This window comes from Delftia sp. GW456-R20, from assembly GCF_001622915.1.
GTDB classification, from domain to species: domain Bacteria; phylum Pseudomonadota; class Gammaproteobacteria; order Burkholderiales; family Burkholderiaceae_C; genus Comamonas; species Comamonas acidovorans.
Window position 1 is genome coordinate 3,892,388 of record NZ_LWCN01000004.1, and the last position, 26,230, is coordinate 3,918,617.

Here is a 26,230-nt window from a genome sequence, read left to right on the forward strand (position 1 = left end):
CCCCGCGCACTCCTCTTGAAAGCCGCGCCAGCATTGGCCCCGCACGTTTCTTGCTAGACCTGGGAATGCACTCCGCACCCCCGCCCGACAGCCCCGCCAGCACCTCGCCCGCGCCGCAGACCATTTTTCGGTTCCGGCGCGAATACAACGCCTGGGTGGCCGACGAGACCATGGAGGACTACGCGCTGCGCTACACGCCGCGCAGCTTCCGGCGCTGGAGCGAGTTCCGCGTGGCCAACACGGCCTTCGGCTCGCTGTCCTTCCTGGCGCTGGAGGCGATCGGCGGCGCCATTGCGCTGAACTACGGCTTTGCCAACGCCATGTGGGCCATCGTCACCGTGGGGCTGGTGATCTTCCTGACGGGGCTGCCCATCGCCGTCTGCGCCGCGCGCTACGGACTGGACATGGACCTGCTGACGCGGGGCGCGGGCTTCGGCTACCTGGGCTCGACCATCACCTCGCTGATCTACGCCGTCTTCACCTTCATCTTCTTCGCGCTGGAGGCGGCCATCATGGCGCTGGCCCTGCAGCTGGTGGTGGACTGGCCGCTGCAGTGGTGCTATGCGCTGTCGGCCCTGGTGGTGCTGCCGCTGGCCATGCGCGGCATCACGCTGATCTCGCGCCTGCAGGCCTGGACGCAGCCGCTGTGGCTGTTCCTGCTGGTGCTGCCCTTCGTGTGGATGGCGCTGTCCCAGCCCCAGCTGTACCGCGACTTCGCCAGCCTCACCGGCCTGCGCTCGGGCAGCAGCCAGTTCGATCCGCTGATGTTCGGCGCGGCGGCGGCCGTGATCTTCGCGCTGGTGGTGCAGATCGGCGAGCAGGTGGACTTCCTGCGCTTTCTGCCGCCGCGCACCCGGGCCAACCGCCTGCGCTGGTGGGGCGCGGTGCTGGTGGCCGGACCGGGCTGGGCCGTGATGGGCATGCTCAAGATGGCGGGCGGCGCGTTTCTCGCCTTCGCGGCCATGCAGCTGGAGGGCGTGGATGCCTCGCGCGCGGCCGAGCCTACGCAGATGTTCCTGGTGGGCTTCCAGCAGGTGCTGCAGGCCCTGGGCCTGCCGGGGCTGGCCGTGGCGGTGACCGTGGTCTTCGTGGTCATCTCGCAGGTCAAGATCAACGTGACCAATGCCTACGCGGGGTCGCTTGCCTGGTCCAACTTCTTCGCGCGCATCACGCGCAGCCATCCGGGGCGCGTGGTCTGGATGGTGTTCAACGTGGTCATCGCCACCTTGCTGATGACGCTGGGCGTGTTCGGCGCGCTGGAGAAGGTGCTGACCATCTACAGCAACGTGGCCATCGCCTGGGTAGGTGCGCTGGTGGCCGACCTGGTCATCAACAAGCCGCTGGGACTGAGCCCGCCGGGCATCGAGTTCCGCCGCGCCCATCTGTACGACTTCAATCCCGTGGGCCCGGGCGCCATGCTGCTGGCCGCCGCCGTGGCCTGCTGCGCCTATGCGGGCCTGCTGGGCGAGACGGCGGCCGCTTTCTCGCCCTTCATCGCGCTGGCGCTGTCCATGCTGCTGTCGCCGCTGCTGGCCTGGCTGACGGGCGGGCGCTACTACCTGGCGCGGCCCGCAGGCAACCTGTGGAAGCCCGGCGAGACCGTGCGCTGCGCCGTCTGCCAGAAGCATTTCGAGTCCGAGGACATGGCGCACTGCCCCGCCTACGGCGCGCCCATCTGCTCGCTGTGCTGCTCGCTGGAGTCGCGCTGCCATGACCGCTGCAAGACCGGATCGCGCGCGGGCGAGCAGTTGCATGCGCTGGCCTCGGCCCTGCTGCCGCCGCGCTGGGCGACCAAGGTGAACTTCCGCGCGGGCCAGTACCTGGTGGTGATGCTGTCGCTGTGCGCGGTGACGGCCTTCATGGTGGGCGTGGTCTACATGCAGGAAAGCCTGCAGGCAGGCAGCGTCGATGGCGGCGCGCTGCGCATCCCCTTCCTCAAGGTCTTCGCGCTGCTGGCCCTGCTGTGCGCCGTGGCCGCCTGGTGGGTGGTGCTGAGCACGGACAGCCGGCGCATGGCGCAGGACGAGTCCGAGCGCCAGAACCAGCTGCTGCTGCAGGAGATCGCCGCCCACAAGCGCACCGATGCCGAGCTGCAGGCCGCCAAGGACCATGCCGAGCAGGCCAGCCAGGCCAAGACGCGCTACGTGGCGGGCATGACGCACGAGCTGCGCTCGCCGCTCAACAGCCTGCTGGGCTATACGCAGATCCTGCTCAAGAGCCCGCAGGTCGATGGCTGGGTGCGCGAGACCCTGTCCACCATGCAGCACAGCGGCCAGCACCTGCGCGCGCTGATCGACGAATCGCTGGAGCTGGCCAGCATCGAGGCCGGCCGCCTGCGTCTGGACCTCGCCCCCCTGCCCCTGCCCGCGCTGATCGACGGCATCGAGGCCATGATGCGGCCCCAGGCCCAGGCCAGGGGGCTGCAGTTCTCGGTCGAGACGCTGGGCACCATGCCGCGCTGGGTGCGGGCCGACGCCAAGCGGCTGCGCCAGATCCTGATCAACCTGCTGTCCAACGCCGTGCGCTTCACCCAACGCGGCGAGGTGCGGCTGCGCATGGACTTCAGGCCCCATGTCTCGCGCATCGAGGTCATCGATACCGGCATCGGGATCGAACCGCAGGACATGGAGCGCATCTTCGTGCCCTTCGAACGCGGCAGCGCGGGCCGGCGCGTCAGCGAGGCGGGCACGGGCCTGGGGCTGACCATCACCCACCTGCTGACCGAGCTGATGGGCGGGCAGCTCACCCTGAGCAGCACGCCCGGCGAGGGCAGCTGCTTCACCGTGCGTCTGTACCTGCCCGAGATGGCGCCCGACGCGTCCTGGGTCCCTCCGGGCGCCGCCGCCACGCTGCACACCGTCATCGGCTATCTGCCGCCCCGGCGCACCCTGCTGGTGGTGGACGACCAGCCGCTGCAGCGCCAGCTGCTGGCCGGCCTGCTGCTGCCGCTGGGCTTCGAGATCCGCGAGGCCGCCAGTGGCCGCGAGTGCCTGGAGATCGTGGAGCAAAGCCCGCCCGACCTGGTGCTGCTGGACATCAGCATGGACGACCTGGACGGCTGGCAGACCGCCGCCCTGCTGCGCGCGCGCTGGGATGCGCAGCAGCTGCCCGTGGTCTTCGTCTCGGCCAACCTGTTCGACAACGACCCGCCGCGCCTGGCCGATGCGCGCTGCCAGGGCTTCGTCGCCAAGCCCGTGACCGAGTCCGAGCTGCTGCAGGTGCTCGAGCGCGTGCTGCGGCTGGAATGGGTGCATGACAACCGCCCGCTGCTGCTGCCGGCGCCGCGTGCAGAGCAGGCAGAGGCCAAGGCAGAGGAGGCGCCGTCAGCCGCCCCCTTCCCGCCCGACCTTCGTGAAGACCTGGCCCGGCTGGCGCGCTCGGGCCAGGCCACCGCCCTGCGCGAGCGCCTGCGCCAGGGGCGCCAGCAGGCGCCCGCGCATGCCGCGCTGCTCGATGCGCTGCAGGCCTGCGCGAACCGCTTCGACTTCGATGCGCTGGCGCGCATGCTGCCGCGGCCCGAGCAAGAGGATGAAGAAGACGAAGAAAGAGAGGAGACCGATGAATGAGAACCCGCAAAGGCCACAGATGACGACCGCCGACAGCAGCAGCCACCCCAGCCCCCCCCCTCACAACGCCCACGTCATCCTCGTGGTGGACGACGCGCTGGACAGCCTGCGCATGCTGTGCGACGCGCTGGCCGCCGAAGGCTACGTGGTGCTCGCCGCCCGCGACGCCGACGAGGCCCTGCAGCGCTTCGCCCTCACCGTGCCCGACGGCGTGCTGCTGGACGCCGTCATGCCCGGCATGGACGGCTTCACGCTGTGCCGCACGCTCAAGGCCACGCCGGCCTGGGCCCATGTGCCCGTGGTGTTCATGACCGGCCTGTCGGACACGGACCAGATCATCCGCGGCTTTGCCAGCGGTGGCGTGGACTACGTGGTCAAGCCGCTGCGCATCCCCGAGGTGCTGGTGCGCCTGGCCACCCATGTGCGCAACGCCCGCGCCACGCGCCAGGCGCAGGAGGCCGTGGACGTGGCGGGGCTGGGCGTGGTGGTGCTCGACGGCCAGGGCCGCGTGGCCTGGCGCTCGCCCCAGGCATCGCGCTGGCTGGAGGAGGCCTTTGCGGACCAGCCCTTCCCGCTGGAGGCGGCCGGGGACTGGCTGGCCGGCGCCCGCCAGCCGGATCAGCACGGCAAAGCGGATCAGCCCGGCCAGGCGGATCAGGAGGGCCAGCCCGCTCCCCAGGATCTGGCGCTGGTCCTGGCCGATGGCCGCCAGCTGCTGGCGCGCCACATGGGCGCCAGCGGCCTGGGGGAGTCGATGGTGCTGCTCAGCCACGAGGCGCCGCAGACGCCGGCCGCGCGCCGGCTGCAGCAGGTGGCGCTCACCCCGCGCGAGACCGAGGTGCTGTCATGGCTGAGCAAGGGCAAGACCAACCGCGACATCGCCGACATCCTGGGCATGAGCCCGCGCACGGTGAACAAGCACCTGGAGCACATCTTCGAGAAACTCGGCGTGGAGACCCGCACGGCCGCCGCCGCCGTGGCCGGTCAGTTGCTGCAGGCCGGCTCGCCCTGAGCACGCGGGGCCACCGCAGCGGACGCCGAGGCCGATGCCGGCAGGCCGAACACATGGTCGAAGCACCAGTTGAAGACATAGGTGTAGACCAGGAAGAAGACCAGCAGGCCGGCCTCCATCACCGTGGCCTCCCACAGCGTGACGCCGAACCACCAGGCCATCAGCGGGATCAGCACCATGGCCAGCCCGCCCTCGAAGCCCAGGGCGTGCACCACGCGGCGCATCACCGAGCGGCCCTTGACGCTCTGGCGCGCCTCCCATTGCTCGAACAGGTGGTTGAAGGTCAGGTTCCAGACGATGGCCAGCGTGGAGGCGGCAATCGCCATGCCGCCCGAATGCCCGGCGCTCTGGCCGATGGCCATGAACAGCAGGCTGGAGGCCGCGATGGCGATCAGTTCATACAGGGTCACGAAGACCACTTTGCGCTTGGGCCCCTGGAGGCCCTTTTTGTGTGTCTGCAAGGTCATAGGGGGCGCAGTTTATTTGTCCGGAATTGAACGTTAAAGTCAGATTCTTTCAATAAAACTGACAGGTCCCCGCCATGTCCTTCCCCGCCGACCAGGTGCCGCTGTTCCTTGCCGTGCTGGACCACGGCTCGTTTTCTGCCGCCGCACGCCGGCTGGGGCGGGTGCCCTCGGCCGTGAGCATGGCCATCGCCCAGCTGGAGGCGGAGCTGGACCTGCAGCTGTTCGACCGCAGCGGCCGCGAGCCCCGGCCCACGGCGGCGGCGCGCGCACTGGAGCCCCAGGCCCGGCTGCTGGCCGCCCAGCTGCAGCAGCTCAACCACCAGGCGCTGGCCCTGCACCAGGGACTGGAGGAGCGGCTGACCCTGGTGATCGCGCCCGAGCTGCTGTCCACGGCCTGGGCCGCGCCACTACAGCCGCTGGTCGAGGAATTCCCGGGGCTGGAGGTGGAGGTGCTGGTGGCCGCCCAGGTTGATGCGCTCAAGGAACTGCATTCGGGCCGCGCGCATCTGGCCCTGGTCTTCGAGCGCCCGGCCATCGACGGCCGCGAGGATTTCCAGGAGATGGGCCAGGAAACCATGGTCGCCGTGATGGCGGCCAGGCACCCGCTGGCCCGGCAACTGGGCGTGGACGGGCAGCAACGCCTGGACGTGGGCCAGCTGGCCGGCGCGCGCCAGATCCTGCTGGCCAGCCGCGACTTGGCCCACACCGATCCGCGCTTCGTGTTCTCGCACCAGCTGTGGCGCACGGACAGCCATCTGGCGGCCCTGTCGCTGGTCTCGGCCGGCCTGGGCTGGGGGTGGCTGCCCTTCAGCGTCGCCGAGCCCCTGCTGCAAACGGGCGCGCTGCTGCGCATCCCGCTGTGCAACATCAGCAACGGCACCCAGCTGTTCGTGGACTGGGTGTGGTCCAAGGAGCGCCCGCTGGGGCTGGCGGCGCGGCGGTTCGTGGAGCAGTTGCAGGTGCCGGTGCGGCTGGAGCCCAGGTGAGGCCTGCGGCTTGCGACCTGCAGGCAAGCCCTGCGCCTACACGCGGGAAACCGGCCGGTGCTTGCCGCCTGCAGGCAGGCCTGGGATAGTTGCGCAAGCGTCCGGCCGCCTCCTTCTTCTGGCTGGACATGGACCATCGAGAGGAACCCATGTTTCAAGATCACTTTGGGGGCAAGGCCCTTGTTGCACTGGCACTGGGTGCGGGACTGGCAGGCTGCGGCGGCGGGGGCGGCGGCTCCACGCCGGGCGACTCCATCACGACACAGCTGAGCCCCGCCTGCACGGGCGCCTCGTGCGGCGCGACCGACGCCACCACCTATTCCGGCCAGGGCGTCGGGGTCTGGAGCTACACCAACGCCACCGCCGCAGAGCAGCCCGTTGCCGTAGGTCTGCGCAATCTGGGCACCCGGCCCGTGACGCTGATCTATACCAACACCGGCGATGCCGCCGTGGCCCTGCCGCCCATCACGCTCACGCCGCCAGCCGCAGCGGCGCAGGGCATTGCGGCGCAACAGTCGCTGAGCGCTGCGCAGCTGGTCAACCAGATCCCCCAGCGCGTACGTGACTTCAAGCCGAGCCTGCCCGCCCCGGTTGCAGGGCAGAGCGTGCAGCCCTCGCGCGCGGTGTCGGCGGCCGTGCTGCCCGTTGGCAGCCAGCGCAGCTGGTTCGTCAACACGGAAAGCCCCACGGTCGAGACGCGCAGCGCCACGCTGCGGCGCCAGACCACGGCGCCCACGCCCACGGGCACCCGCACCATCAACCTGTGGCTGGAAGACAGCGAGTACGGCGGCGCCAAGGTCAGCGACGCCCTGCTGGACACCGTGATACAGCGCTTTTCCAGCGGGCCGGATTCCGTGCACGCCCTGGTCACGGGGCTGGCAGGCCAGCCCTGGGGGCCCCAGGCCCACAGCGAGCTGATCGCGGCCGACCAGCCGATCGACATCGTGTTCGTGAACTTCACGCCCGACAGCCAGCCCTACGGCCTGCTGGGCTACTTCTGGGCCGTGAACAACTTCAAGCGCACGGCCGGCAACTCGCAGTTCCAGTACAGCAACGAATCGCTGTCGTTCTACATGGACACGGAAACGCTGTACCTGGGCGGCGCCAACGGGCTGACCACGCAGATCAGCACGCTGTCGCACGAGTTCATCCACATGATCAACTTCTACCAGCGCGGCGCGCTCAAGGGCTCGGACTACATGTTCGACACCTTCCTGGAAGAGATGTCGGCCCTGATGTCCGAGGACATCCTGGCCGAAAGACTCACACCCGGCACCAATCCCATGCGTGACGGCCGCATTACCGGCTGGATGTCCAAGCCCGGCTTCAACTGCGACCTGGCCAGCTGGGCCTCGGATGTCAACGCCACCTGCTTCGGCTACAACGTCACGGGCAGCCTGGGCGCCTATCTGCTGCGCCAGCACGGCGTGGGCTTCTACCAGCAGATGCTGAGGAACACCTCCTCGCCCGACTCGCTGCAGGTGCTAGGCAACGCCATTGCACAGGCCGGTGGCCCCTCGTTGCCCGTCACGCTGCAGCGATGGGGTGCCAACATCGCCCTGCTGCCTTCCAGCGGCCCGGCCGGCTACGGCTGGCCCGCACGCACGGACCAGGGCTTCACCCTGGTGGGCATCGACGGCCAGCGTTATGCGGCTGCACGCCGCCTGCCCGCCACCGTGCCCGCCCAGCTCGCGGCGCGCGGCCACTTCCCCTTCGTACGCCAGCCGGACGCCCAGGGCCTGTACCAGGAGCAGTTGCGCGTTCCCGCCGGCACCACCCTCACCGCCATCGTGCAATGACCGCCATGACCCAGACATCCCATATCGCAGTCGCCCGGGCCCTGCCCCTGCTGCTGGCCGGCAGCCTGTCGCTGCTGGCCACGGCCTGCGCCGCGCCACCTCCACCTCCTGCAACCGCACCGGCGCCCGCTTCGGCATCGGCCGCGCCCGCCGCGCCGGATGCCGGCCAGCCCCTGACCCTGCAAGGCCGTCTGGTGCTGCGTGGCAATGCGCCCCATGAGCAGCCCGTGCTGCAGACTGCCTCCGGCGAGACCTGGCAGCTCAAGGGCCTGAGCGCCGAGCAGGTCACGCAGTGGCAGCGGCAGAACGTGGAGGTCCGGGGCCAGCCCGGCCCCAGGCCCGCCGCTGGCGCCGCGCCTTCGATGGCGTCGCCGCAACTGCAGGTGCAGTCCATTCGCGCCCAGCCCTGACCTTCCCCGCTCACCACCGCTCAAGCCATGGACGCCTTCAACCCTTTCTCCAGCCGCGATGCGGCCGTGCAAAAGCTCTGGGAGCAGTGGCAACCGCGCTCCGCCAAGTCCGACAAGGACAAGCCCATCGCCCTGGCCGACTTCGACCCCGGCGCCAAGCCCTTTTCCAACGGCAACGGCAAGACCGAGGACAAGGCCGCCGTCGAGGCCCTGGCCGAAGAGATCGATGCGCTGCAGAACCTGCTGTACGCCGACCGCCGCTACAAGCTGCTGGTCGTGCTGCAGGGCACGGACACGGCGGGCAAGGACGGCACCATCCGTGGCGTCTTCGGCCGCACCAGCGCCCTGGGCATGAACGCCGTGGGCTGGAAGGCGCCAACCGATGCGGAGCGCGCGCACGACTACCTGTGGCGCATCCACCAGCGCGTGCCGGGCGCAGGCGAGATCACGGTCTTCAACCGCAGCCACTATGAGGATGTGCTGGTGCCCGTGGTCAACGGCTGGATCACGCCCGAGCAGCAGCGCCAGCGCTTTGCCCACATCAACGACTTCGAGCGCATGCTCAGCGAGACGGGCACCGTGGTCGTCAAGTTCCTGCTGCACATCAGCGCCGACGAGCAGCGCGCGCGCCTGCAGGAGCGCCTGGACGACCCGGCCAAGCACTGGAAGTTCGACGAGAACGACATGAAGGTGCGCACGCAGTGGAAGGACTACCAGCAGGCCTACGGCCAGTTGCTGGGCGCCACGCACACGCCCTGGGCGCCCTGGACCATCGTGCCCGCGGATTCCAAGACGCACCGCAACCTCATGATCGCCACCTTGCTGCGCGAGGTGATGCGCAACCTGGACCTGCGCTTTCCGCCCGGCGATCCGGCCCTCAAGGACTACAAGATCACCTGATCACTCGATGGCCTGCCTGAAGCCTCACAGCTGCAGGCGGGCCTCGGCGATGCCGTCCAGCTCGGCCACCACCAGGTCACCGGCCTGCGCAAAGGCCAGGCCATTCCACGTGCCCGTGGTCACCACCGTGCCTGCGGGCACGCTGCCATAGCGGCGCACCAGTTCCTGCAGCCAGCCGGCCAGCAGCCACAGCGGGTCGCCCAGCGGATGCGTTCCGGTGAACGCCTGCAGAGGCGCCGCGCCCACGCGCAGCCGGCAGACCTGGGCAGACCAGTCCCGCGGCGACTCGCGTGGCAGCAGCCGCGAAGCGTCCTGCCAAGGTCCCAGCACCAGGGCGCCATGGCACAGGCCGTCGGCGGCCAGCAGCAGCGGCGGCGCCTTCAGGTGCTGGCGCCAGCGCGTATCCACCACCTCGATGGCGGCGGTGATGCCGTCGATCAGCTCCAGGCCCTCGCCGGGCTGCAGGGCGACGGCCATCTCGGCCGTCACCTCGCGGCCCAGGCGCAGGGCGATCTCGGCTTCGATGCCGCGCAGGTGCAGCGGCGCGCCGCCAGCGACCGAGGGGCTGGCCCAGACGCCTTCTTCGGGCAGCGGCGCATGGGTCAGCGGGGCATCGCGGCGCGGCGCGCCAGACTTCCAGTAGCCCGGAACGTGGCCCGGACCCTGCTGGCTGCCGGCCACGCGCCAGCCCAGGGCGGGCGCCATGGCGGCCTGCACGGCCTGTGCATCTGCGGGCGTGCGCACCACGTCGGCCCAATCGTCGGCGTCCAGCAATTCGCCGCTGTGGCGTGCCTGGAGCAGCGCATGGGCCAAGGCTGTGGGAGTGCGGGGCGTGTTCATCATGGAGCGGCTTTCCTGGAGTGCGTCGGTGGGTCTCAAGCGGCCCCGATTGTCCGCTGGACAAGGCGCTCCCATGGTTATGCATTAAATGCATAAGGCTCTCGCTCATAAGGCGTTGGACAGCGCATAGCCCCGGGAATAAGCTCAAAACCCTCAGACAACTCTTGTGTGGAACCACCATGCAGCAACCCGCTTCGGCCGGCGTTACCAACCACGCCATCCCTTCCTACCTGCAGGCCGATCACCTCGGCCCCTGGGGCAACTACCTGCAGCAGGTCGATCGCGTCACGCCCTACCTGGGCCATCTCGCCCGCTGGGTCGAAACCCTCAAGCGCCCCAAGCGCATCCTGATCGTCGATGTGCCGATCGAGCTGGACAACGGCACCATCGCCCACTACGAAGGCTACCGCGTGCAGCACAACCTGAGCCGCGGTCCCGGCAAGGGCGGCGTGCGTTTCCACCAGGACGTGACCCTGTCCGAAGTCATGGCCCTGTCGGCCTGGATGTCGGTCAAGAACGCGGCCGTCAACGTGCCCTACGGCGGCGCCAAGGGCGGCATCCGTGTCGATCCCAAGACGCTGTCGCGCGGTGAGCTGGAGCGCCTGACGCGCCGCTACACCAGCGAGATCGGCCTGCTGATCGGCCCCTCCAAGGACATCCCCGCGCCTGACGTCAACACCAATGGCCAGATCATGGCCTGGATGATGGACACGTACTCCATGAACACCGGCGCCACCGCCACCGGCGTGGTCACGGGCAAGCCCGTGGACCTGGGCGGCTCGCTGGGCCGCGTCGAGGCCACCGGCCGCGGCGTGTTCACCGTGGGCGTGGAAGCGGCCAAGCTGACCGGCCTGTCGGTCCAGGGCGCGCGCATCGCCGTGCAGGGCTTCGGCAACGTGGGCGGCACGGCGGGCAAGCTGTTCGCCGACGTGGGCGCCAAGGTCGTGGCCGTGCAGGACCACACCGGCACCATCCACAACGCCAATGGCCTGGATGTGCCGGCCCTGCTGGCCCACGTGGCCGCCAAGGGCGGCGTAGGCGGCTTTGACGGCGCCGAGGCCATGGACGCGGCCGACTTCTGGAGCGTGGACTGCGACATCCTGATCCCCGCCGCACTGGAAGGCCAGATCACCAAGGACAACGCCGGCAAGATCAAGGCCAAGATGGTGATCGAGGGCGCCAACGGCCCCACCACCACCGAGGCCGACGACATCCTGACCGAAAAGGGCGTGCTGGTGCTGCCCGACGTGCTGGCCAATGCCGGCGGCGTGACGGTGAGCTACTTCGAATGGGTGCAGGACTTCTCCAGCTTCTTCTGGAGCGAGGACGAGATCAACGCCCGCCTGGTGCGCATCATGCAGGACGCCTTCGCGGCCATCTGGCAGGTCGCCCAGCAGCACGGCGTAACGCTGCGCACCGCCACCTTCATCGTGGCCTGCCAGCGCATCCTGCATGCGCGCGAGATGCGGGGACTGTATCCCTGATCACCCCCTGAGGCGCTGACGCGCCTTCCCCCTCTCTACCCGCTACGCGGGGGAGGGGGACGACACCCTCGCTGCGGGGCGGCCCTTGCTCGGTGTCCCTGACTTGGGCCGCGCCAGTTTCATGCGCTGTGCATTCTGCGAAAAAGAAAAGGCGCTTCGGCGCCTTTTTTCTTGTGGCCGCCTTTTCGGCAAGGGGTTAGCACGCGTTCCAGCGGGCCTAAGCGCGGGTTTCCGAATGGCGAAGCGGATCTCCAGTCAAACCCTGGTGCCCTGGGGCCCAGGGTTTTCTATCGTTGCGGGCAGTGAACTGGAGACTGCCCATGACCGTCCGCCGCAGCCTGCTGGCCTTGTTGGCCGCTTTGCCTTTTTTCTCCCTGGCTCCTGCCGCCGCGCTGGCGGCGGCCTGGCCTGAACGCCCCATCACCATCGTGGTGCCGGCCGCCGCTGGCGGCACCACGGACATTGCCGCGCGCGTGCTGGCCGAGAAGATGGGCAAGGACCTGGGCACCTCGGTGGTGGTGGAGAACAAGGGCGGGGGCGGCGGCAGCATCGGCACGGCCCAGGTGGCGCGCGCCAGGCCTGATGGCTACACGCTGCTCATGGGCAACATCGGCCCGGTGGCCATCAATTTCAGCCTGTACAAGCAGCTCAGCTACAAGGAAAGCGATCTGCGCGGCATCACCAATGTGATCTCCGTGCCCAACATCCTCGTGGTCCATGCCGATTCGCCCGTGCGCAGCGTGCGCGAGCTGGTGGAGCTGGCCAGGACCCGGCGCCTGAACGTGTCCACCTCGGGCGTGGGCCAGTCGCCGCACATGTCCTCGGAGATGTTCCGCCAGAAGGCCGGCATCGAGGTCACGCTCGTGCCCTTTCCCGGGGCCGCGCCTGCGGTCACGGCGCTGCTGGGCCAGCAGGTGGACTACATGATCGACAACCTGCCCAGCTCCATGCCGCACATCAGGAGCGGCAAGTTCCGCGCGCTGGCCATCACCAGCGCCACGCGCTCGGCCCAGTTGCCCGAGGTGCCCACCATGACCGAGGCCGGCGTGCCCATGCAGGTCACGGCCTGGTTCGGGCTGCTGGCCCCTGCCGGCACGCCCGATGCCGTGGTCGAGCGCATCCAGCAGTCGGCCCGGCGCGCCATGCAGACGGCCGAAGTGCGCCAGCGCTTTGCCGACCTGGGCGGCGTGCCCGGTGGCGAGACACCGGCCGAGTACGACGCCTTCATCGCCCAGGAACGCAAGAGCTGGGCCCAGATCGTCAAGGCCGCAGGCCTGTCGCTGGAATAGTGGTCCCCTCCCGTCCCTCCCGCCCCTCCCATGCAAGAAGACATCGCCTCCCTGCTGCGCCAGCCCTTTGGCTCGCTGCCCGAACTCGTCGCGCTGCAGGCCAGCCAGCGCCCCCGCCACACCGCCCTGGCCATGGACGGCCGCAGCCTCGACTACGCCGCGCTGCGCCTGGGCATGGACCGCGTGGCCCTGCGCCTGCAACGCCAGGGCCTGGGCCCCGGCGACGTGGTGGCCATTTGCGCGGGCAGCTCGCCCGAGTATGTGCTGGCCTTCCTGGGCGCGCTGCGCGCGGGCGTGGCCGTGGCGCCGCTGGCCCCGTCGGCCACGGCAGGCCACCTGAGCGCCATGCTGGACAACTGCGGCGCCCGGCTGGTGCTGCGCGACGCGGACACCGCCGCGCAATGGCCGCTGCAGGCCGGACAGGATCTGCAATGCGTGGCCCTGGACGGCGCTGTCGAAGCCGGCATGCCGTGGTCGCAATGGCTGGCTGCGGATGAAGCGGACCATGGCACGGCACCCACGCCCATCCACCCCCAGCCCGACTGGCCCTTCAACGTCATCTACTCCTCGGGCACCACGGGCGTGCCCAAGGGCATCGTCCAGTCCTGGGCCATGCGCTGGGCCCATGTGCAGCGTGCCATCCACAACGGCTACGGGCCCGATGCCGTCTCGCTGTGCGCCACGCCGCTGTACTCCAACACCACCCTGGTCGCGGCCCTGCCCACCCTGGGGCTGGGCGGCACCCTGGTGCTGATGCGCAAGTTCGACGCGACGCACTACCTGGAACTGGCCGAGCGCCACCGTGCCACCCACACCATGCTCGTGCCCGTGCAGTACCAGCGGCTGATGCAGTGCCCGGGGTTCGACGGCGCCGACCTGAGCCGCCTGCGGCACAAGTTCTGCACCAGCGCGCCGTTCCATCCCGCGCTCAAGGCCGAGGTGCTGCGCCGCTGGCCCGGACGGCTCATCGAGTACTACGGCATGACCGAAGGCGGCGTGCGCTGCGAGCTGCACTGCCATGACTTCCCCGACAAGCTGCACACCGTGGGCAGGCCAGGGCCGGGCGCCGACATCCGCTTCATCGATGAGCAGGGCCGCGAACTGCCGCCCGGCGAGCAGGGCGAGATCGTGGGCCGCTCGGCCGGGATGATGAGCGGCTACCACCGCCTGCCCGACAAGACGCAGGAGGCCGAATGGTTCGATGCCCAGGGCCTGCGCTTCATCCGCAGCGGCGACGTGGGCCGTCTGGACGAGGACGGCTTCATCGTGCTGGGTGACCGCAAGAAGGACATGATCATCACGGGCGGCTTCAACGTCTACCCGAGCGACATCGAGTCCGTGCTGCTGCAGCACCCGCAGGTGGCCGAATGCGCGGTGATCGGCGTGCCCTCCGATGCTTGGGGCGAGACCCCCGTGGCCTACGCCGTGGCGCGCCCCGATGCCACACCCTCGGCCGCCGAGCTGCGCGAATGGCTCAACGCCCGCGTGGGCAAGACCCAGCGCGTGGCCGAGCTGCGGCTGGCCGCCAGCCTGCCGCGCAGCGAGATCGGCAAAGTGCTCAAGCGCGCTCTGCGCGAGCAGTACCAGGCCGGCGCCCTGTCCTCTTCATGAAACGGAGTCCCCCCATGCCCATGCACCCACTCCCGCGCCGCCGCCTGCTGTCCTGCCTGGCCCTGGCGACCTGCGCCCTGCTGGCCCCGGCCGCCCATGCTGCCGAGGCCTGGCCTGCCAAGCCCATACAGCTGGTCATTCCCTATCCACCCGGCGGCAGTGCCGACCTGCTGGGCCGCCCTCTGGCCGTGCAGCTGCAGCAGCAGCTGGGCCAGCCCGTGGTGCTGGAGTACAAGCCCGGCGCAGGCGGCACGCTGGCCTCGCAATACGTGGCGCGCGCCAGGCCCGATGGCTACACCGTGCTCATGGTGCTGGCCGCCCATGCCATCAACGACAGCCTCTATCCCAAGCTGCCCTACGACACCCGCCGCGACTTCGCGCCCGTGTCTTTGGTGGCCAACCTGCCCATGGTGGTTGCGGCCAGCAGCAAGCTGCCGGCAAAGAACATCCAGGAACTCATCCAGGCCGCCAAGGCCAACCCCGGCAAGCTCACCTTCGGCTCGGCAGGCAACGGCAACACGGGGCATCTGGCGGCCGAGTACTTCGGCTCCATGGCAGGCGTGCGCATGACCCATGTGCCCTACAAGGGCAGCGCGGGCGTGGTCAACGCCATGCTGGCCGGCGACATCGACCTGACCTTCGACAGCATCTCCACCTCCATGCCCCACATCCGCAACGGGCGCATGCATGCACTGGCCGTCACCAGCCCGCAGCGCTCGGCGCTGGCGCCCGAGGTGGCCACCATCCAGGAGCAGGGCATCGCAGGCTTCGACGTGACCGGCTGGTACGCCGTCATCGCGCCGGCCGGCACGCCCGCCGAAGCCACCCAGCGCCTGAGCCGCGAGATCGCCACCGCCCTGCGCCAGCCCGCGCTGCAGGCCCAGCTGGCCGCCGGCGGCTACGAGCCCGTGGGCTCCACGCCCGAGGCGCTGCAGGCGCATATCGACAAGGAAATCACGCGCTGGGCCACTGTCGTCAAATCGACAGGTGCACGTGTGGATTGAAAGTCACCCCCTGAGCGGCTGCGCCGCTTCCCCCTCTCTCGCTTCGCGGGAGGGGGACGGCACCCTCGGTGCGGGACGGCCCTTCCTCGGTGCCCCGGAGTCGGTACACGCCAGTCTCGAGCGCCGCGCCCAATGCGATGATCATGTCCATGAATACACCCATCAAAGAACACCCGGCCAACCCCTTCGAAGGCGAGGCGCCCGGCATCCTCTTCGGCCTGCCCATGCCCATGGCCCGCGCCATGAAGCTCAGCGGTGAACGCATCGGCGAGGACCGCGCCCAGATCCGCATGGGCTTTCAACCGGACCAGGCCAACAGCCGCGGCGACGTGCACGGCGGCGCCATCGCCTCGCTGCTGGACTGCGCACTGGCCTCGGCCTGCCGCTCGCATGACCCCACGGCCTTCGGCGTGGCCACCATCGATCTCACGCTGCACTACGTCTCGGCCGGCAGCGGTGATCTCATCGCCACCGCCCACTGCGAGCGGCGCGGCCGCTCCATCAGCTTCGCGCGCGGCGAAGTGCGCTCCGAGGACGGCACCCTGGTAGCCCTGGCCACGGGCACCTTCAAGCTGATGGCGCGTGGCGGGGCTCAGGCCTGAGTGATCACCTCTTTCGCTGGCGCACGGCACGCCTCCAGGAAATACCGCCTCATCTGAAGCGGTATTTTTTTGAAGACACTTATTGTTACCTCCCTGACAAAGACGCGAAAGACTCCACCATTCCCCCAAGAGCAATCTTGCCGGATGACTGCATTCCGGCAGGCTCGTACATACCCAAATGACTGGCAATTCACTCAAACAGGAATGATGGCTATTGCCCAGACATGCCTGGCCAGTCAATAATTGCCCTTCGACCCGGAGCTTCCAGCCAGAATACAACTGCCAGTGCATGTTGATTGAGCCAAGAACTCTCGCACTCAAATCATCGCTTCATCATGAAAGGCAGAGATGGCAATGTACGGATTCTTCAGGGTTCACACAGACAGCAGAAAATCACCAGCCTTTGGCAATCCGGTGCCGTTCTGTTTTTGGAAGTATCTTTCCAGCCCTATTTTCATTATTTTTACTTTGATACTGGGTGTCTTTCCCCATGCCAACGCTGAGACCCGGCTTGCCCGACCAGTTCCAGACTCCCAGCGGCTGATCATCGAGAACAACAATTTATCGGCGGATACGTTCTTTACTGCATATATGAGCAAAAACCTCATGGAAAGAAGATATGCGGAGATGTATCTGCTCGGTGTTCTGGATGCCACGGAAGGTCGGGTCTGGTGCGATTACCAGCATTTCAAGACCATCACTCTGGCAGAAGTACTTCACAGCGGATTGAGCAAATTGGATCTCAAACAGCGTGAGTCACGGGCTGCCCATGTCATCAGCGACATTCTTGAAAAAGAGTTTCCTTGCAAAGGCGGGAAGAAATGAAACCGTCCTACGCAACGCTCAAATCTCATCACTATTCGGCCAACGAGCTGAACTCCAGCCATGTGTCTCGCACAGCACTCTATGAGGAGCTTGGATACGACGATGCAGCATTGATTCGGCAAAACGCCGGTTATCAGAACACCTGCGCAACCAGATTGAGCCTGGCCCTGATCAAGTCAGGCGTCATCATCAACGGGCGATTGAAGATAAAAACCGGGAAATACAAAGGCCGGACGTTCGAGCCCGGCGCAAAACTACTCGCTGATCAGCTTGCCAAGCCCCATATACTTGGCAAGCCTCAGATATTCAGCGCTGCCGATGCACATACCAAATTATCCGGCAAGAAAGGGGTAATCTTCTTCTGGAAGATTGCAGGCTACAACGGAGGCCATATTGATGTGATTGAATCCCAAAATAGCACTCAGGTGTGTAACTCCGCATGCTATTTCGATTCAAAAGAAATATGGTTCTGGCCTTTGGACTGATCCGGGGCACTCCATCACCCTTCTCGACGCCCGCAAACCGCTAGCCGCCATCTCGGCCTCGGGCGACTCCATGGCAGCCACAGGCCAGCAGCACTACTTTCGTCTGGCGCCTGAAGCCAGCCAGACCCCCGCGCAGCACTACTACCTGCCGCTGGGCATAGACGTGGAACCCGACTGCTCCCCACCTGCCCAATAGCGCGCGCCGGGTCTTGCCCCCAGATCGCGGCGCGCATAAGGAAAGCGCATGCCGCGCTTTCCTTTTCACTCAAGCGGTCAGAGCCGCTTTTCCTTGGCCTCGATCAGCTTTTGCATCAGTTCGCAGACCTGCCTGGCCTGCTCCTGCGTGATGTCGATGTTCTCGATCACCGAGCGCTTGAACTGGATGCCGTTGACTGCGCCGCTGTTCTCGATGAAGCCCAGTGTCAGGGTGCGGTTCAGGAAGTAGATGACGGCCGCGATGCCCCAGCCGATCAGCATGACCACCAGGCCTGCAAAGAAGCTCTGGGCCATCATGGACCCGCCCATGAACAGGGACAGGGCACCGATGCCCAGCGCCGTCTTCCAGGGCTTGTGATAGCCGTAGTAGGTGGAGCAGATGCCCTGCAGCGGGATCAGGCGCGACTGGGTGCCCGACAGCGAGGCGCTGCTGAACTCCAGGCGCTCGCTGCCCACGCGGATGGTGGTGGTGGGATCGATGTTGACCTTGGACAGGATCCAGGCGACCAGGCCGCCTTCGCGGCCTGTGATGGCAATGTGGTTGCCCTTGTCGTCTATGGGTTGCTCGCTGGCCTTCCAGGCCTTGATGACCAATGCACTCACGGTAATACCCTCTCTTGAATGTTTGAGAAACCACGGGCTGTCCCGTCATGGCATTGCACCACCGGGGCCGCCTGAGGAGGGGCGATTACAGCACAGGGTATGAGTGCAGCCTTGGGCAACCAGGGCCGCTGTGCGCCATCAACCGGGTTGCACCCCCGCCGACTGCAGCAGCCGCCCCCAGACCGGAGCCTCTTGCGCCCAGGCCTTGCCGAAGCGCTGAGGGCTGTCGTCATCAACAGGGACGAAACCGGCAGCGATGATGCGGGCCGTGCCTTCGCGGCTGGCCACGGCGCGGTTGGAGATCTCGCCCCATTGCCGCGTGAGGTCGGCCGGCAGGCCCCTGGGGCCGGCGATGGCCAGCCAGCCGGACAGTTCCATGGCCTCGTGGCGGTAGCCGGCCTCGGCAAAGGTGGGCACCTCGGGCAGCAGGGGCACGCGGCGCGTGCCGGTGACGGCCAGGGCGCGCAGCTTGCCTGCATCGATGTGGGGCTTGAGCGTGAGCAGGCTGCCCATGCCGATGGGGATGCGCCCGCCCAGCATGTCCTGCACCATCAGCGCCTCGCCCCGGTAGGCTGCATGCGCCATGCCGGCACCGGCCATGTCGCTGAGCACGGCGCAGGCCAGGTGGCCGTGCGAGCCTATGCCGTAGGAGCCATACGAGAGCTTGCCCGCGTTGGCCTGGGCCCAGGCCATGAATTCGCGCAGGTTGTTGGCGGGCACGTCGGCCGTGACCACCAGGGCGATGGGCGCCATGCACACGCGCGACAGGGGCGTGAGGTCGGTCAGCGGGTCGTAGGCGGTCTTCTTGTAGAGGTATTTGTTGGTGAGCATGGTGGAGGTGGTGCCCAGCAGCAGGGTGAACCCGTCGGGCGGGGAGCGGACCACCATTTCGCCGCCGATCAGTCCGGCCGCGCCGGGCTTGTTGTCCACCACCACGGCCTGGCCCAGCTGCTGGGCCATGCGCTCGCCCAGGATGCGCGCAATCACGTCGGTGGCGCCGCCCGCCGCAAAGGGCACGACGATGCGCACGGGCCTTGTGGCAAAGCCGGCCTGCGCCAGCACGCTGGCGGGCCCTGCCGCCGCGGCGCCGACCGCCAGGGCCAGCGCCTGGCGCCGATTCAATCGGTTGTTCAGTCGGTCATTCAGACGATCATTCAATTGGCCGTTGAATCCGCTGTTCGATGCCGTCCCCGAGATCACTGCCATCACACGCTCCTTTGCCTGGGTGCCACCATGGACGGAGACACCGGATCAAGAAACCGCCGTCTCGAAATCAATCGAGTTGGCCAAGCGTATTCGAGGCAGATGGATTCACCATCAGGGAAATCATTGGACTGCTTGCACCAGAATCAGAAAACTCTGATTGCAAAACGGCCTTTCAGTCTCATTTTCATCAAGATCGTGCGGCAGATCGCTGTTGCGCCCAGGCATGGCGCAGCAGCACCTGCTCGGCCTGCTTGAGCACGGGCGCATCGACCATGCGGCCGTCCAGCACGCAGACGCCGCCTCCGGCCTCGGCCAGGGCCTGGCGCAGGCGCTGCGCGTGGGCCACGGCCGCTGCGTCGGGGTCGAAGATGGCGTGCAGGGGCTGGACCTGGGCCGGGTGGATGCACAGCTTGCCGCCAAAGCCCATGCGCCGCGCGCGTGCCGCGTCCTGGGCCAGCCGCTCGGGGTTGCGCGTGTCCACCGTCACGCCGTCCACGGCCGCGCCGATGCCGGCGCGGCGCGAGGCCAGGACCAGGGCCATGCGCATAGGCAGCAGCTCTTCCTCGCCCTGCTCGCAGGCCATGCCCGCATCGACCTGGAAGTCCAGGTGGCCGAAGGCCAGGCGCACCACCTGGGGCGCGGCAGCCAGGGCGTCGACCGCGTCCAGGCCGGCCACGCTTTCGATGAGGGGCAGCACGGCTGCCCGTGCGCCCGCAGCCTGGGCCACCGCATGCAGGGTCTGGGCGCGCTCGGCCTTGGAGACCATGGCGCCGGCCACGCCCTGCTCCACCAACTGCGCCAGCGCGCGCAGGTCATCCGCATGCCAGGGCGTGCCTTCGGCGTTGATGCGCACCAGCAGACGGGCACGGGCCGGGCCTTCCAGCGCACCCACGGCCTGGGCCAGCGCCTGGCGGGCGCCGTCCTTGTCGGCCGGGGCCACGGCGTCCTCCCAGTCGGCGATGACCATGTCGGCGCCGCTGTCCAGGGCCTTGCCCAGGCGCTCGGGCCGCGTGGCGGGGACGAAGAGAAAGGAAGTGGCCTGTCGCGCCAGATCGTGCATGCGGATGTCCTTGGGAGAGCGGTTTATTCGGCCGAGACGCCTGCGGCCTTGATGACCTTGTCCCAGCGCGCCACCTCGGCCTGCAGGTGGGTGCGCAGGCCTTCCGGCGTCGCCTTGTCGGGCGTGACCAGGTCGGAGCTGAGTTCGGCGATGCGCTTTTTGACGTTCTCGTCCTTGATGGCCACGTTCAGCGCCTTGTTGATGGCCATGACCACCTCCTTGGGCGTGCCCTTGGGCGCGTACATGCCGTGCCAGACCTTGACGTCGAAGCCCTTGAGGCCCTGCTCGTCCAGCGTGGGGATGTCGGGCAGCGAGGACAGGCGCTTGGGCGTGGTCACGCCGAAGACCTTGGCGCGCTGGCCGTCCTTGATCACGGGCACGGTCTGCGTGGTCTGGTCGCACAGCAGGTCCACCTGGCCGCCCATGAGGTCGTTCATGGCCGGGCCTGCGCCCTTGTAGGGCACGGTGGTGAGCTTGACGCCCGCCTGGTGCATGAACAGCATGCCGCACAGCTGGGAGACGGCGCCGATGCCGGCATTGGCCAGCGAGACCTTCTCCTGGTTCTTCTTCACGTAGTCCAGCAGCTCGGCAAAGTTGTTGGCCGGGAAGTCCTTGCGCGACAGCAGGGTCATGGGCACGTCCAGCACCTGGCCGATGTACTCGAAGTCCTTGAGCGGGTCATAGGGCAGCTTCTTGTACAGCGCAGGCGCCGTGGCCATGCCCATGTGGTGGATGAGGATGGTGTAGCCGTCGGCCTTGGCCTTGGCCACGCGGTTGGGCGCAATGGTGCCGCCCGCACCCACGGTGTTCTCGACCAGCACGCTCTGGCCCAGCACCTGGCCCATGGGCACGGCCAGCAGGCGCGCCACCACGTCGGTGGGGCCGCCAGCGCTGTAGGGCACGACGAGGACGACAGGCTTCTCGGGCCAGGCCGCGGCCAGGGCGCCGGTGGTCGCCCCGCCGGCGGCAAGGGCGCAGGCGGCGGCCGCTGCGTAAACGAGGCGGCGGCGGAAAGAAGTGGTGCGTTGCATGGTTTGTCTCCTGTGCACTTTGGTGGAAGCGGGAGGCGCTCTGTGGTGGCGCCTTTCCCATGGATTCGCCGGCCGGGGCCGGCGCGAAAACTCAGTCAAAAACTCAGTCAAGCAGGCGCTGCACGCGCGGCCAGTGCGCGATCTGCCACAGCCGCGCTACAGCGGCCTGGGCGGGGTCGTCCTGCAGGGCACCGCCATAGGCGATCAGTCGCAGCGCCTTGGCCGTGATCTCCTCGCGCGACAGCGTGTTGCCCGGATCGCCCTTGGGCTCTTCCACACGGCCGTGCAGCGTGCGGCCATCGGTGGTGAGCACGGTGACCTTGCCGATCCAGCGCTGCGGGTAGGCGGCATCGACCTCGGGGTCCAGCACCATGCCCACCTTCTCGCGCAGGGCCACCGTGGTGGCGGCCAGGTATTCGTTGTCGAACTCGTCCAGGCCCGCATGGCCGTGGCGCGCGGCCAGCGCCAGCACCGTGCCCATGGAGAACTTGCTCTGGTGCACCGTGCCGGGATCGACCACGGGGCCCAGCACGTCGATGGCGCCCTGGTGCACGTGGCAGGTGACCTGCGCCAGGTCGGCGGGGGTCAGGCCGTGGTCCTGCATGACCTGCAGCAGCGCGTCGGCGGCCGGGTGCGTGTGGCGGCAGGAGGCATGCCATTTGAACGAGGTCTCGGCCGTGGCCCAGCGCGTGCCGATGCCGTCCGTGAGGCGCGTGGGATCGGCGTCCGTGGACATGCCTGCCGCCAGGCCCTGCGGCCCGGTGAAGATGTCCTGCGCACCGGTGAATCCGTCCCGGGCCAGATAGGCCGACATCAGGCCCGCAGCGGCCGCATGCGCCGTGTGCAGCTGCTTGCTGTCGGCGCCCGTGCGCAGGAACTCCCACAGCCCTGCCGACTGCGTGCCGGCCGAGCCGAAGGCATGCTGCATCTGCGCGGGCGTGAGGCCCAGCAGCCGGCCCACGGCGGCCGCGGCGGCCAGGGTGCCGGCCGTGGCCGTGGTGTGGAAGATGCGGTAGTGGCTGCGGCCCAGGAACTCGCCCACGCGGATGCCGACCTCATAGCCGGCCACGCAGGCGGCCATGAGCTCGGCGCCGCTGGCGCCGATGCTCTGTGCCACGGCCAGCGCGGGCGGGAAGACCACGGCGGCGGGGTGGAAGACCGAGCCGTTGTGCACATCGTCCTGCTCGGCCACATGCGAGGCCGCGGCATTGGCCAGGGCCGCCATCATGGGCGAGGTGGTGTCGGCACTGCCCAGGATCTCGCTAGGCCCCTGCGCCGGTCCCTGGGACAGCGCAAAGCGCGTGATGCTCTGCACGGGGCGCGCGCCCTGGCCTGCCAGCACGGAGCCGAACCAGTCCACCCAGAGGTCTTCGGCGCGCTGCTGAACGGCAGCGGGAACGTCGTCCCAGCGCAGCGAGGCAGCGAATTGGGCCAGCGGATGGATGCTCACTTGGGTGTCGTTTTTCATGGGTTGGGTCTCCGGCGCATTCTTGGGCATGCGCCCTGGTTTCAGGGGGCGGTTTTTCCCGGGGGCGGGCACAGGGCACTGATGCGCTCGGCGCTCCAGCCCAGCTCGGCCAGGATGGCGGCGCTGTGCTCGCCCACGGCGGGCACGGCCTCCATGCGGTAGTCGAAGGCGCTGTTGGCGCCGGGCGGCAGCAGGGCCTGCACCGGACCGGCCGGCGTGTCCACGCTGCACCAGCGCTGGCGTGCGGCCAGCTGGGGATGGGCCCACAGGCCGGCCATGTCGTTGACGCGCGCATTGGCAATGCCGGCCGCATCCAGCCGCTGCACCACCTGGGCGGCATCCAGCGCGTTGAACACGCCCAGGATCAGCGCACGCAGCTCCTCGCGGTTGGCGTTGCGGCGCGCGTTGCTGTCGAAGCGCGCATCCGTGGCCAGCGCGGGCTGCAGCAGCACCTGTTCGCAAAAGAGCTTCCACTCGCGTTCGTTTTGCAGGCCCAGCATCACCGTCCCGCCGTCACCGGCCTCGAACGGCCCGTAGGGATAGATGCTGGCGTGCGAGGCGCCGGTGCGCGGCGGCGGCGGCGCGCCGTCGAAGGCGTAGTACATGGGGTAACCCATCCACTCGCCCAGCGCCTCCAGCATGGACACGTCGATATGGCTGCCCTCGCCCGTGCGCCCGCGCAGCAGCAGGGCCGACAGGATGTTGGTGTACGCATACATTCCAGCCGCGATGTCGGCCACCGAGATACCGGCCTTGGACGGCACCTCGGGCGTGCCCGTGACCGAGAGAAAGCCCGCCTCGCTCTGGATCAGCAGGTCGTAGGCCTTCTTGTCGCGGTAGGGGCCGTCTGCGCCGTAGCCGCTGATGTCGCAGACGATGAGGCGCGGAAAGCGCTCGCGCAGCGCCGCATAGGACAGGCCCATGCGCGCGGCAGCGCCGGGCGCCAGGTTCTGCACCAGCACGTCGGCACCCTCCAGCAGCTGCAGCAGCGCCAGCATGGCCTCGTCCTGCTTGAGGTCCAGAGCCAGGCTCTGCTTGCTGCGGTTGATCCAGGTGAAGTGCGAGGACTGGCCCTGCACGCGCTGGTCATAGCCGCGCGCAAAGTCGCCGCTGCCCGGCCGCTCGACCTTGATCACGCGCGCGCCCAGGTCGGCCAGTTGGCGCGTGCAAAACGGTGCGGCCACCGCATGTTCCAGCGAGACGACGGTGGTGCCGTCCAGGGGCCTCAGGCGTTGCTGTGTCATGCGCGAGCCTTCAGAAAGAACGCGGGAGACCGAGGATGTGCTCGGCCACGTAGGAATAGATCAGGTTCGTGGAGATCGGCGCCACCTGGTACAGGCGCGTCTCGCGGAACTTGCGCTCCACGTCGTATTCGCAGGCAAAGCCGAAGCCGCCGTGGAACTGGATGCAGGCATTGGCCGCCTCCCAGCTGGCCTTGGCCGCCAGGTACTTGGCCATGTTGGCCTGGGCGCCCATGGCCTGGTTGGCGTCGAACATCTCGCAGGCCTTCCAGCGCATGAGGTTGGCGGCCTCGACCTCGATAAAGGCATCGGCAATGGGGAACTGCACGCCCTGGTTCTGGCCGATGGGGCGGCCGAACACGTTGCGGTCGCGCACATAGTTGGTCACGCGGTCCAGGAACCAGTAGCCGTCGCCAATGCATTCGGCCGCAATCAGCGTGCGCTCGGCATTGAGGCCGTCGAGGATGTACTTGAAGCCCTTGCCTTCCTCGCCGATCAGGTTCTCCTCGGGGATTTCCAGGTTCTCGAAGAACAGTTCGTTGGTCTCGTGGTTGACCATGTTGGGGATGGGGCGCACGGTCAGGCCGCTCTTCTGGGCCTCGGCCAGGTCCACCATGAAGATGGACATGCCCTCGCTCTTTTTCTTCACCTCGGCAAGCGGCGTGGTACGCGCCAGCAGGATCATCCAGTCGCTGTGCTGCACGCGGCTGATCCAGACCTTCTGGCCGTTGACCACGTAGCGGCCATCCTTCTTGACGGCGCTGGTCTTGATCTTGGTGGTGTCCGTGCCCGTGGTGGGCTCGGTCACGCCCATGGACTGCAGGCGCCATTCGCCCGAGGCGATGCGCGGCAGATATTTCTCCTTTTGCGCCTGCGAGCCGTGGCGCAGCAGCGTGCCCATGTTGTACATCTGGCCGTGGCAGGCGCCCGAGTTGCCGCCGCAGCGGTTGATCTCTTCCATGATCACGCTGGCCTCGGTCAGGCCCAGGCCCGAGCCGCCGTACTCCTGCGGGATCAGCGCGGCCAGCCAGCCGGCCTTGGTCAGCGCGTCCACGAAGGTCTCGGGATAGGCGCGCTGCTCGTCGATCTTGCGGAAATACTCGTCGGGGAACTCGGCGCACAGCGCACGGATGGCGTCGCGGATTTCGGGGAAATTGTTGGAAAGCGTGTGTTCGATCATGGTGGTCTCAAGGCTCGGTTTTCAGGGGTCTCAGGCCAGGGTGGCTTTTCCGGTCATGGTCAGCCAGCCTTCGTGGTCCTGGGCCCAGAGTTCAATGGTCTTGCCGTCTGCAGAAGGCTTGCCGTGCACGCTGAAGGCATGCAGGTCGAAGGTGGGGCGCACGGCCTTGAACTCGAAGGACAGCACGCGCGCCTGGGGCAGCTCGCGGCGCAGCAGGTCCAGCAGCAGGGTGGCGATCAGCGGGCCGTGCACGATCAGGCCCGGATAGCCTTCGACACCCGTCACATAGCGGCGGTCGTAGTGGATGCGGTGGCCGTTGAAGGTCAGGGCCGAGTAGCGGAACAGCAGCACGTCGTCGGGAACGATGGTGCGCGACCAGGTTTGCTGGCCGTCCAGCGGCGGCTTCTGCGGCGTGGGCGCGGGATCGCCGGGCTGGGCAGCGGCGCGGTAGACGATGTCGTGCTCCTCGGTCAGCGCCAGGCCCTGGTCGTTGCTGTAGGCATGCTCGACCAGCACGAACAGCAGCTCGCCCGAGCGGCCGCTCTTGTGGCTGACCGAGCCGATGGTGGAGCGGCGCTGCACCTTCTGGCCCACCTGCAGCGCGTTGCCTGCCTCCCAGCGCAGTCGCCCGCCGGCCCACATGCGGCGCGGCAGCGGCACGGGCGGCAGAAAGCCGCCACGGCGCGGATGGCCGTCGGGGCCGATCTCGCTTTGGCGTGCATGGGGCAGGAAGTACATCCAGTGCCACAGCGGCGGCAGCGCCGTGCCGTCGGCGGGCTCAGGGTCTTCCCTGTCCAGCGTGGCCGACAGCGCGGCCACGGGCGCGGCCGTGATGCTGTCTGCCAGGGTTTCGCTGCGGCCCTGCCAGGACTGAAGGTGCGCCAGCGCGGCGGCGTCGAGGGTGTCGGTAGCTTGCTTGTCTGTCATGGCCGCCATGGTCGGTGC

Annotated in this window: 24 protein-coding genes; 14 read left to right on the forward strand and 10 right to left on the reverse strand. The window is 68.1% G+C overall.

Features of this window, described 5'->3' with window-relative positions; all coding sequences use genetic code 11:
* Nucleotides 1-65 precede the first annotated feature (65 nt).
* Nucleotides 66-3,566 carry a hybrid sensor histidine kinase/response regulator gene (locus A4F85_RS22790; RefSeq protein ID WP_063327769.1) on the forward strand — a complete coding sequence of 1,167 codons (3,501 nt, stop codon included), beginning with the start codon at nucleotides 66-68 and terminating at the stop codon, nucleotides 3,564-3,566.
* Between the two features lie 19 nt (nucleotides 3,567-3,585).
* Nucleotides 3,586-4,578, forward strand: a complete 993-nt coding sequence (locus tag A4F85_RS22795) for a response regulator transcription factor (protein WP_063327770.1) — start codon at nucleotides 3,586-3,588, stop codon at nucleotides 4,576-4,578.
* Here the strand turns inward: A4F85_RS22795 and A4F85_RS22800 are convergent.
* Nucleotides 4,551-5,045 (reverse strand): PACE efflux transporter, encoded by a 495-nt coding sequence (locus A4F85_RS22800; RefSeq protein ID WP_012202156.1) that lies wholly within the window; start codon nucleotides 5,043-5,045, stop codon nucleotides 4,551-4,553. The genes A4F85_RS22795 and A4F85_RS22800 overlap by 28 nt on opposite strands.
* Before the next feature lie 74 nt (nucleotides 5,046-5,119).
* Between A4F85_RS22800 and A4F85_RS22805 the strand changes: the two genes are divergently transcribed.
* The 4 genes from A4F85_RS22805 to A4F85_RS22820 all read left to right on the forward strand — a co-directional run bounded on the left by A4F85_RS22805 (nucleotide 5,120) and on the right by A4F85_RS22820 (nucleotide 9,140).
* Nucleotides 5,120-6,031, forward strand: a complete 912-nt coding sequence (locus tag A4F85_RS22805; protein WP_034397696.1) for a LysR family transcriptional regulator — start codon at nucleotides 5,120-5,122, stop codon at nucleotides 6,029-6,031.
* A gap of 149 nt (nucleotides 6,032-6,180) precedes the next feature.
* Nucleotides 6,181-7,830 carry a M30 family zinc metallopeptidase gene (locus A4F85_RS22810; RefSeq protein ID WP_063328062.1) on the forward strand — a complete coding sequence of 550 codons (1,650 nt, stop codon included), beginning with the start codon at nucleotides 6,181-6,183 and terminating at the stop codon, nucleotides 7,828-7,830.
* A gap of 5 nt (nucleotides 7,831-7,835) precedes the next feature.
* Nucleotides 7,836-8,240, forward strand: a complete 405-nt coding sequence (locus tag A4F85_RS22815) for a hypothetical protein (protein WP_231890599.1) — start codon at nucleotides 7,836-7,838, stop codon at nucleotides 8,238-8,240.
* A gap of 27 nt (nucleotides 8,241-8,267) precedes the next feature.
* On the forward strand, nucleotides 8,268-9,140 hold the full coding sequence (locus tag A4F85_RS22820; RefSeq protein WP_043823254.1) for a PPK2 family polyphosphate kinase: 873 nt from the start codon (nucleotides 8,268-8,270) through the stop codon (nucleotides 9,138-9,140).
* Nucleotides 9,141-9,164: 24 nt separating this feature from the next.
* Here the strand turns inward: A4F85_RS22820 and A4F85_RS22825 are convergent, their stop codons facing one another.
* Nucleotides 9,165-9,983 carry a fumarylacetoacetate hydrolase family protein gene (locus A4F85_RS22825; RefSeq protein WP_063327772.1) on the reverse strand — a complete coding sequence of 273 codons (819 nt, stop codon included), beginning with the start codon at nucleotides 9,981-9,983 and terminating at the stop codon, nucleotides 9,165-9,167.
* A gap of 176 nt (nucleotides 9,984-10,159) precedes the next feature.
* Here A4F85_RS22825 and A4F85_RS22830 point away from each other — a divergent pair, with 176 nt between their 5' ends.
* From A4F85_RS22830 to A4F85_RS31280, 8 genes are all read left to right on the forward strand, one after another.
* On the forward strand, nucleotides 10,160-11,464 hold the full coding sequence (locus tag A4F85_RS22830; protein ID WP_013800098.1) for a Glu/Leu/Phe/Val family dehydrogenase: 1,305 nt from the start codon (nucleotides 10,160-10,162) through the stop codon (nucleotides 11,462-11,464).
* Between the two features lie 320 nt (nucleotides 11,465-11,784).
* Nucleotides 11,785-12,753, forward strand: a complete 969-nt coding sequence (locus A4F85_RS22835; protein WP_012202149.1) for a Bug family tripartite tricarboxylate transporter substrate binding protein — start codon at nucleotides 11,785-11,787, stop codon at nucleotides 12,751-12,753.
* A 30-nt stretch (nucleotides 12,754-12,783) separates the two neighbouring features.
* Nucleotides 12,784-14,364: a class I adenylate-forming enzyme family protein gene (locus A4F85_RS22840; protein ID WP_063327773.1), complete on the forward strand. Its 1,581-nt coding sequence runs from the start codon at nucleotides 12,784-12,786 to the stop codon at nucleotides 14,362-14,364.
* A 14-nt stretch (nucleotides 14,365-14,378) separates the two neighbouring features.
* On the forward strand, nucleotides 14,379-15,368 hold the full coding sequence (locus tag A4F85_RS22845) for a tripartite tricarboxylate transporter substrate binding protein (protein WP_063327774.1): 990 nt from the start codon (nucleotides 14,379-14,381) through the stop codon (nucleotides 15,366-15,368).
* Between the two features lie 149 nt (nucleotides 15,369-15,517).
* Nucleotides 15,518-15,970, forward strand: a complete 453-nt coding sequence (locus A4F85_RS22850; RefSeq protein ID WP_063328063.1) for a PaaI family thioesterase — start codon at nucleotides 15,518-15,520, stop codon at nucleotides 15,968-15,970.
* 348 nt (nucleotides 15,971-16,318) lie between these two features.
* Nucleotides 16,319-16,795 carry a Rap1a/Tai family immunity protein gene (locus A4F85_RS30745; protein WP_156517045.1) on the forward strand — a complete coding sequence of 159 codons (477 nt, stop codon included), beginning with the start codon at nucleotides 16,319-16,321 and terminating at the stop codon, nucleotides 16,793-16,795.
* Nucleotides 16,792-17,280: a T6SS effector amidase Tae4 family protein gene (locus A4F85_RS29855; protein ID WP_082848245.1), complete on the forward strand. Its 489-nt coding sequence runs from the start codon at nucleotides 16,792-16,794 to the stop codon at nucleotides 17,278-17,280. The genes A4F85_RS30745 and A4F85_RS29855 overlap by 4 nt, the downstream gene beginning before the upstream one ends.
* A gap of 70 nt (nucleotides 17,281-17,350) precedes the next feature.
* Nucleotides 17,351-17,476, forward strand: a complete 126-nt coding sequence (locus tag A4F85_RS31280; protein ID WP_269447125.1) for a hypothetical protein — start codon at nucleotides 17,351-17,353, stop codon at nucleotides 17,474-17,476.
* A gap of 77 nt (nucleotides 17,477-17,553) precedes the next feature.
* Here the strand turns inward: A4F85_RS31280 and A4F85_RS22855 are convergent, their stop codons facing one another.
* The 8 genes from A4F85_RS22855 to A4F85_RS22890 all read right to left on the reverse strand — a co-directional run bounded on the left by A4F85_RS22855 (nucleotide 17,554) and on the right by A4F85_RS22890 (nucleotide 26,221).
* Nucleotides 17,554-18,099, reverse strand: coding sequence for a hypothetical protein (locus A4F85_RS22855; RefSeq protein WP_012202143.1), 546 nt, complete (start codon nucleotides 18,097-18,099; stop codon nucleotides 17,554-17,556).
* 138 nt (nucleotides 18,100-18,237) lie between these two features.
* A complete protein-coding gene (locus A4F85_RS22860; protein ID WP_063327775.1) occupies nucleotides 18,238-19,305 on the reverse strand; it encodes a Bug family tripartite tricarboxylate transporter substrate binding protein in 1,068 nt (355 codons plus the stop codon).
* A 187-nt stretch (nucleotides 19,306-19,492) separates the two neighbouring features.
* Entirely contained in the window at nucleotides 19,493-20,365 is an 873-nt protein-coding gene (locus A4F85_RS22865; RefSeq protein WP_063327776.1) for an HpcH/HpaI aldolase/citrate lyase family protein, read from the reverse strand.
* Between the two features lie 23 nt (nucleotides 20,366-20,388).
* Entirely contained in the window at nucleotides 20,389-21,396 is a 1,008-nt protein-coding gene (locus A4F85_RS22870) for a tripartite tricarboxylate transporter substrate binding protein BugD (RefSeq protein ID WP_063327777.1), read from the reverse strand.
* Between the two features lie 103 nt (nucleotides 21,397-21,499).
* A complete protein-coding gene (locus A4F85_RS22875; RefSeq protein ID WP_063327778.1) occupies nucleotides 21,500-22,864 on the reverse strand; it encodes an MmgE/PrpD family protein in 1,365 nt (454 codons plus the stop codon).
* A gap of 41 nt (nucleotides 22,865-22,905) precedes the next feature.
* Nucleotides 22,906-24,108: a CaiB/BaiF CoA transferase family protein gene (locus A4F85_RS22880; RefSeq protein WP_063327779.1), complete on the reverse strand. Its 1,203-nt coding sequence runs from the start codon at nucleotides 24,106-24,108 to the stop codon at nucleotides 22,906-22,908.
* Nucleotides 24,109-24,118: 10 nt separating this feature from the next.
* Nucleotides 24,119-25,285, reverse strand: coding sequence for an acyl-CoA dehydrogenase family protein (locus A4F85_RS22885; RefSeq protein ID WP_012202137.1), 1,167 nt, complete (start codon nucleotides 25,283-25,285; stop codon nucleotides 24,119-24,121).
* 30 nt (nucleotides 25,286-25,315) lie between these two features.
* A complete protein-coding gene (locus A4F85_RS22890; protein ID WP_063327780.1) occupies nucleotides 25,316-26,221 on the reverse strand; it encodes an FAS1-like dehydratase domain-containing protein in 906 nt (301 codons plus the stop codon).
* Between the last annotated feature and the right edge of the window lie 9 nt (nucleotides 26,222-26,230).

Bases quoted from the DNA above. Each gene is read 5' to 3' on its own strand.
- A4F85_RS22820 (WP_043823254.1), top strand. From the start codon at position 8,268: ATGGACGCCTTCAACCCTTTCTCCAGCCGCGATGCGGCCGTGCAAAAG.
- A4F85_RS22830 (WP_013800098.1), top strand. From the start codon at position 10,160: ATGCAGCAACCCGCTTCGGCCGGCGTTACCAACCACGCCATCCCTTCC.
- A4F85_RS22835 (WP_012202149.1), top strand. From the start codon at position 11,785: ATGACCGTCCGCCGCAGCCTGCTGGCCTTGTTGGCCGCTTTGCCTTTT.
- A4F85_RS22865 (WP_063327776.1), bottom strand. From the start codon at position 20,365: ATGCACGATCTGGCGCGACAGGCCACTTCCTTTCTCTTCGTCCCCGCC.
- A4F85_RS22790 (WP_063327769.1), top strand. From the start codon at position 66: ATGCACTCCGCACCCCCGCCCGACAGCCCCGCCAGCACCTCGCCCGCG.
- A4F85_RS22795 (WP_063327770.1), top strand. From the start codon at position 3,586: ATGACGACCGCCGACAGCAGCAGCCACCCCAGCCCCCCCCCTCACAAC.
- A4F85_RS22805 (WP_034397696.1), top strand. From the start codon at position 5,120: ATGTCCTTCCCCGCCGACCAGGTGCCGCTGTTCCTTGCCGTGCTGGAC.
- A4F85_RS22825 (WP_063327772.1), bottom strand. From the start codon at position 9,983: ATGATGAACACGCCCCGCACTCCCACAGCCTTGGCCCATGCGCTGCTC.
- A4F85_RS22840 (WP_063327773.1), top strand. From the start codon at position 12,784: ATGCAAGAAGACATCGCCTCCCTGCTGCGCCAGCCCTTTGGCTCGCTG.
- A4F85_RS30745 (WP_156517045.1), top strand. From the start codon at position 16,319: ATGGCAATGTACGGATTCTTCAGGGTTCACACAGACAGCAGAAAATCA.
- A4F85_RS22845 (WP_063327774.1), top strand. From the start codon at position 14,379: ATGCCCATGCACCCACTCCCGCGCCGCCGCCTGCTGTCCTGCCTGGCC.
- A4F85_RS29855 (WP_082848245.1), top strand. From the start codon at position 16,792: ATGAAACCGTCCTACGCAACGCTCAAATCTCATCACTATTCGGCCAAC.
- A4F85_RS22870 (WP_063327777.1), bottom strand. From the start codon at position 21,396: ATGCAACGCACCACTTCTTTCCGCCGCCGCCTCGTTTACGCAGCGGCC.
- A4F85_RS22885 (WP_012202137.1), bottom strand. From the start codon at position 25,285: ATGATCGAACACACGCTTTCCAACAATTTCCCCGAAATCCGCGACGCC.
- A4F85_RS22860 (WP_063327775.1), bottom strand. From the start codon at position 19,305: ATGGCAGTGATCTCGGGGACGGCATCGAACAGCGGATTCAACGGCCAA.
- A4F85_RS31280 (WP_269447125.1), top strand. From the start codon at position 17,351: ATGGCAGCCACAGGCCAGCAGCACTACTTTCGTCTGGCGCCTGAAGCC.
- A4F85_RS22815 (WP_231890599.1), top strand. From the start codon at position 7,836: ATGACCCAGACATCCCATATCGCAGTCGCCCGGGCCCTGCCCCTGCTG.
- A4F85_RS22875 (WP_063327778.1), bottom strand. From the start codon at position 22,864: ATGAAAAACGACACCCAAGTGAGCATCCATCCGCTGGCCCAATTCGCT.
- A4F85_RS22880 (WP_063327779.1), bottom strand. From the start codon at position 24,108: ATGACACAGCAACGCCTGAGGCCCCTGGACGGCACCACCGTCGTCTCG.
- A4F85_RS22800 (WP_012202156.1), bottom strand. From the start codon at position 5,045: ATGACCTTGCAGACACACAAAAAGGGCCTCCAGGGGCCCAAGCGCAAA.
- A4F85_RS22850 (WP_063328063.1), top strand. From the start codon at position 15,518: ATGAATACACCCATCAAAGAACACCCGGCCAACCCCTTCGAAGGCGAG.
- A4F85_RS22890 (WP_063327780.1), bottom strand. From the start codon at position 26,221: ATGGCGGCCATGACAGACAAGCAAGCTACCGACACCCTCGACGCCGCC.
- A4F85_RS22810 (WP_063328062.1), top strand. From the start codon at position 6,181: ATGTTTCAAGATCACTTTGGGGGCAAGGCCCTTGTTGCACTGGCACTG.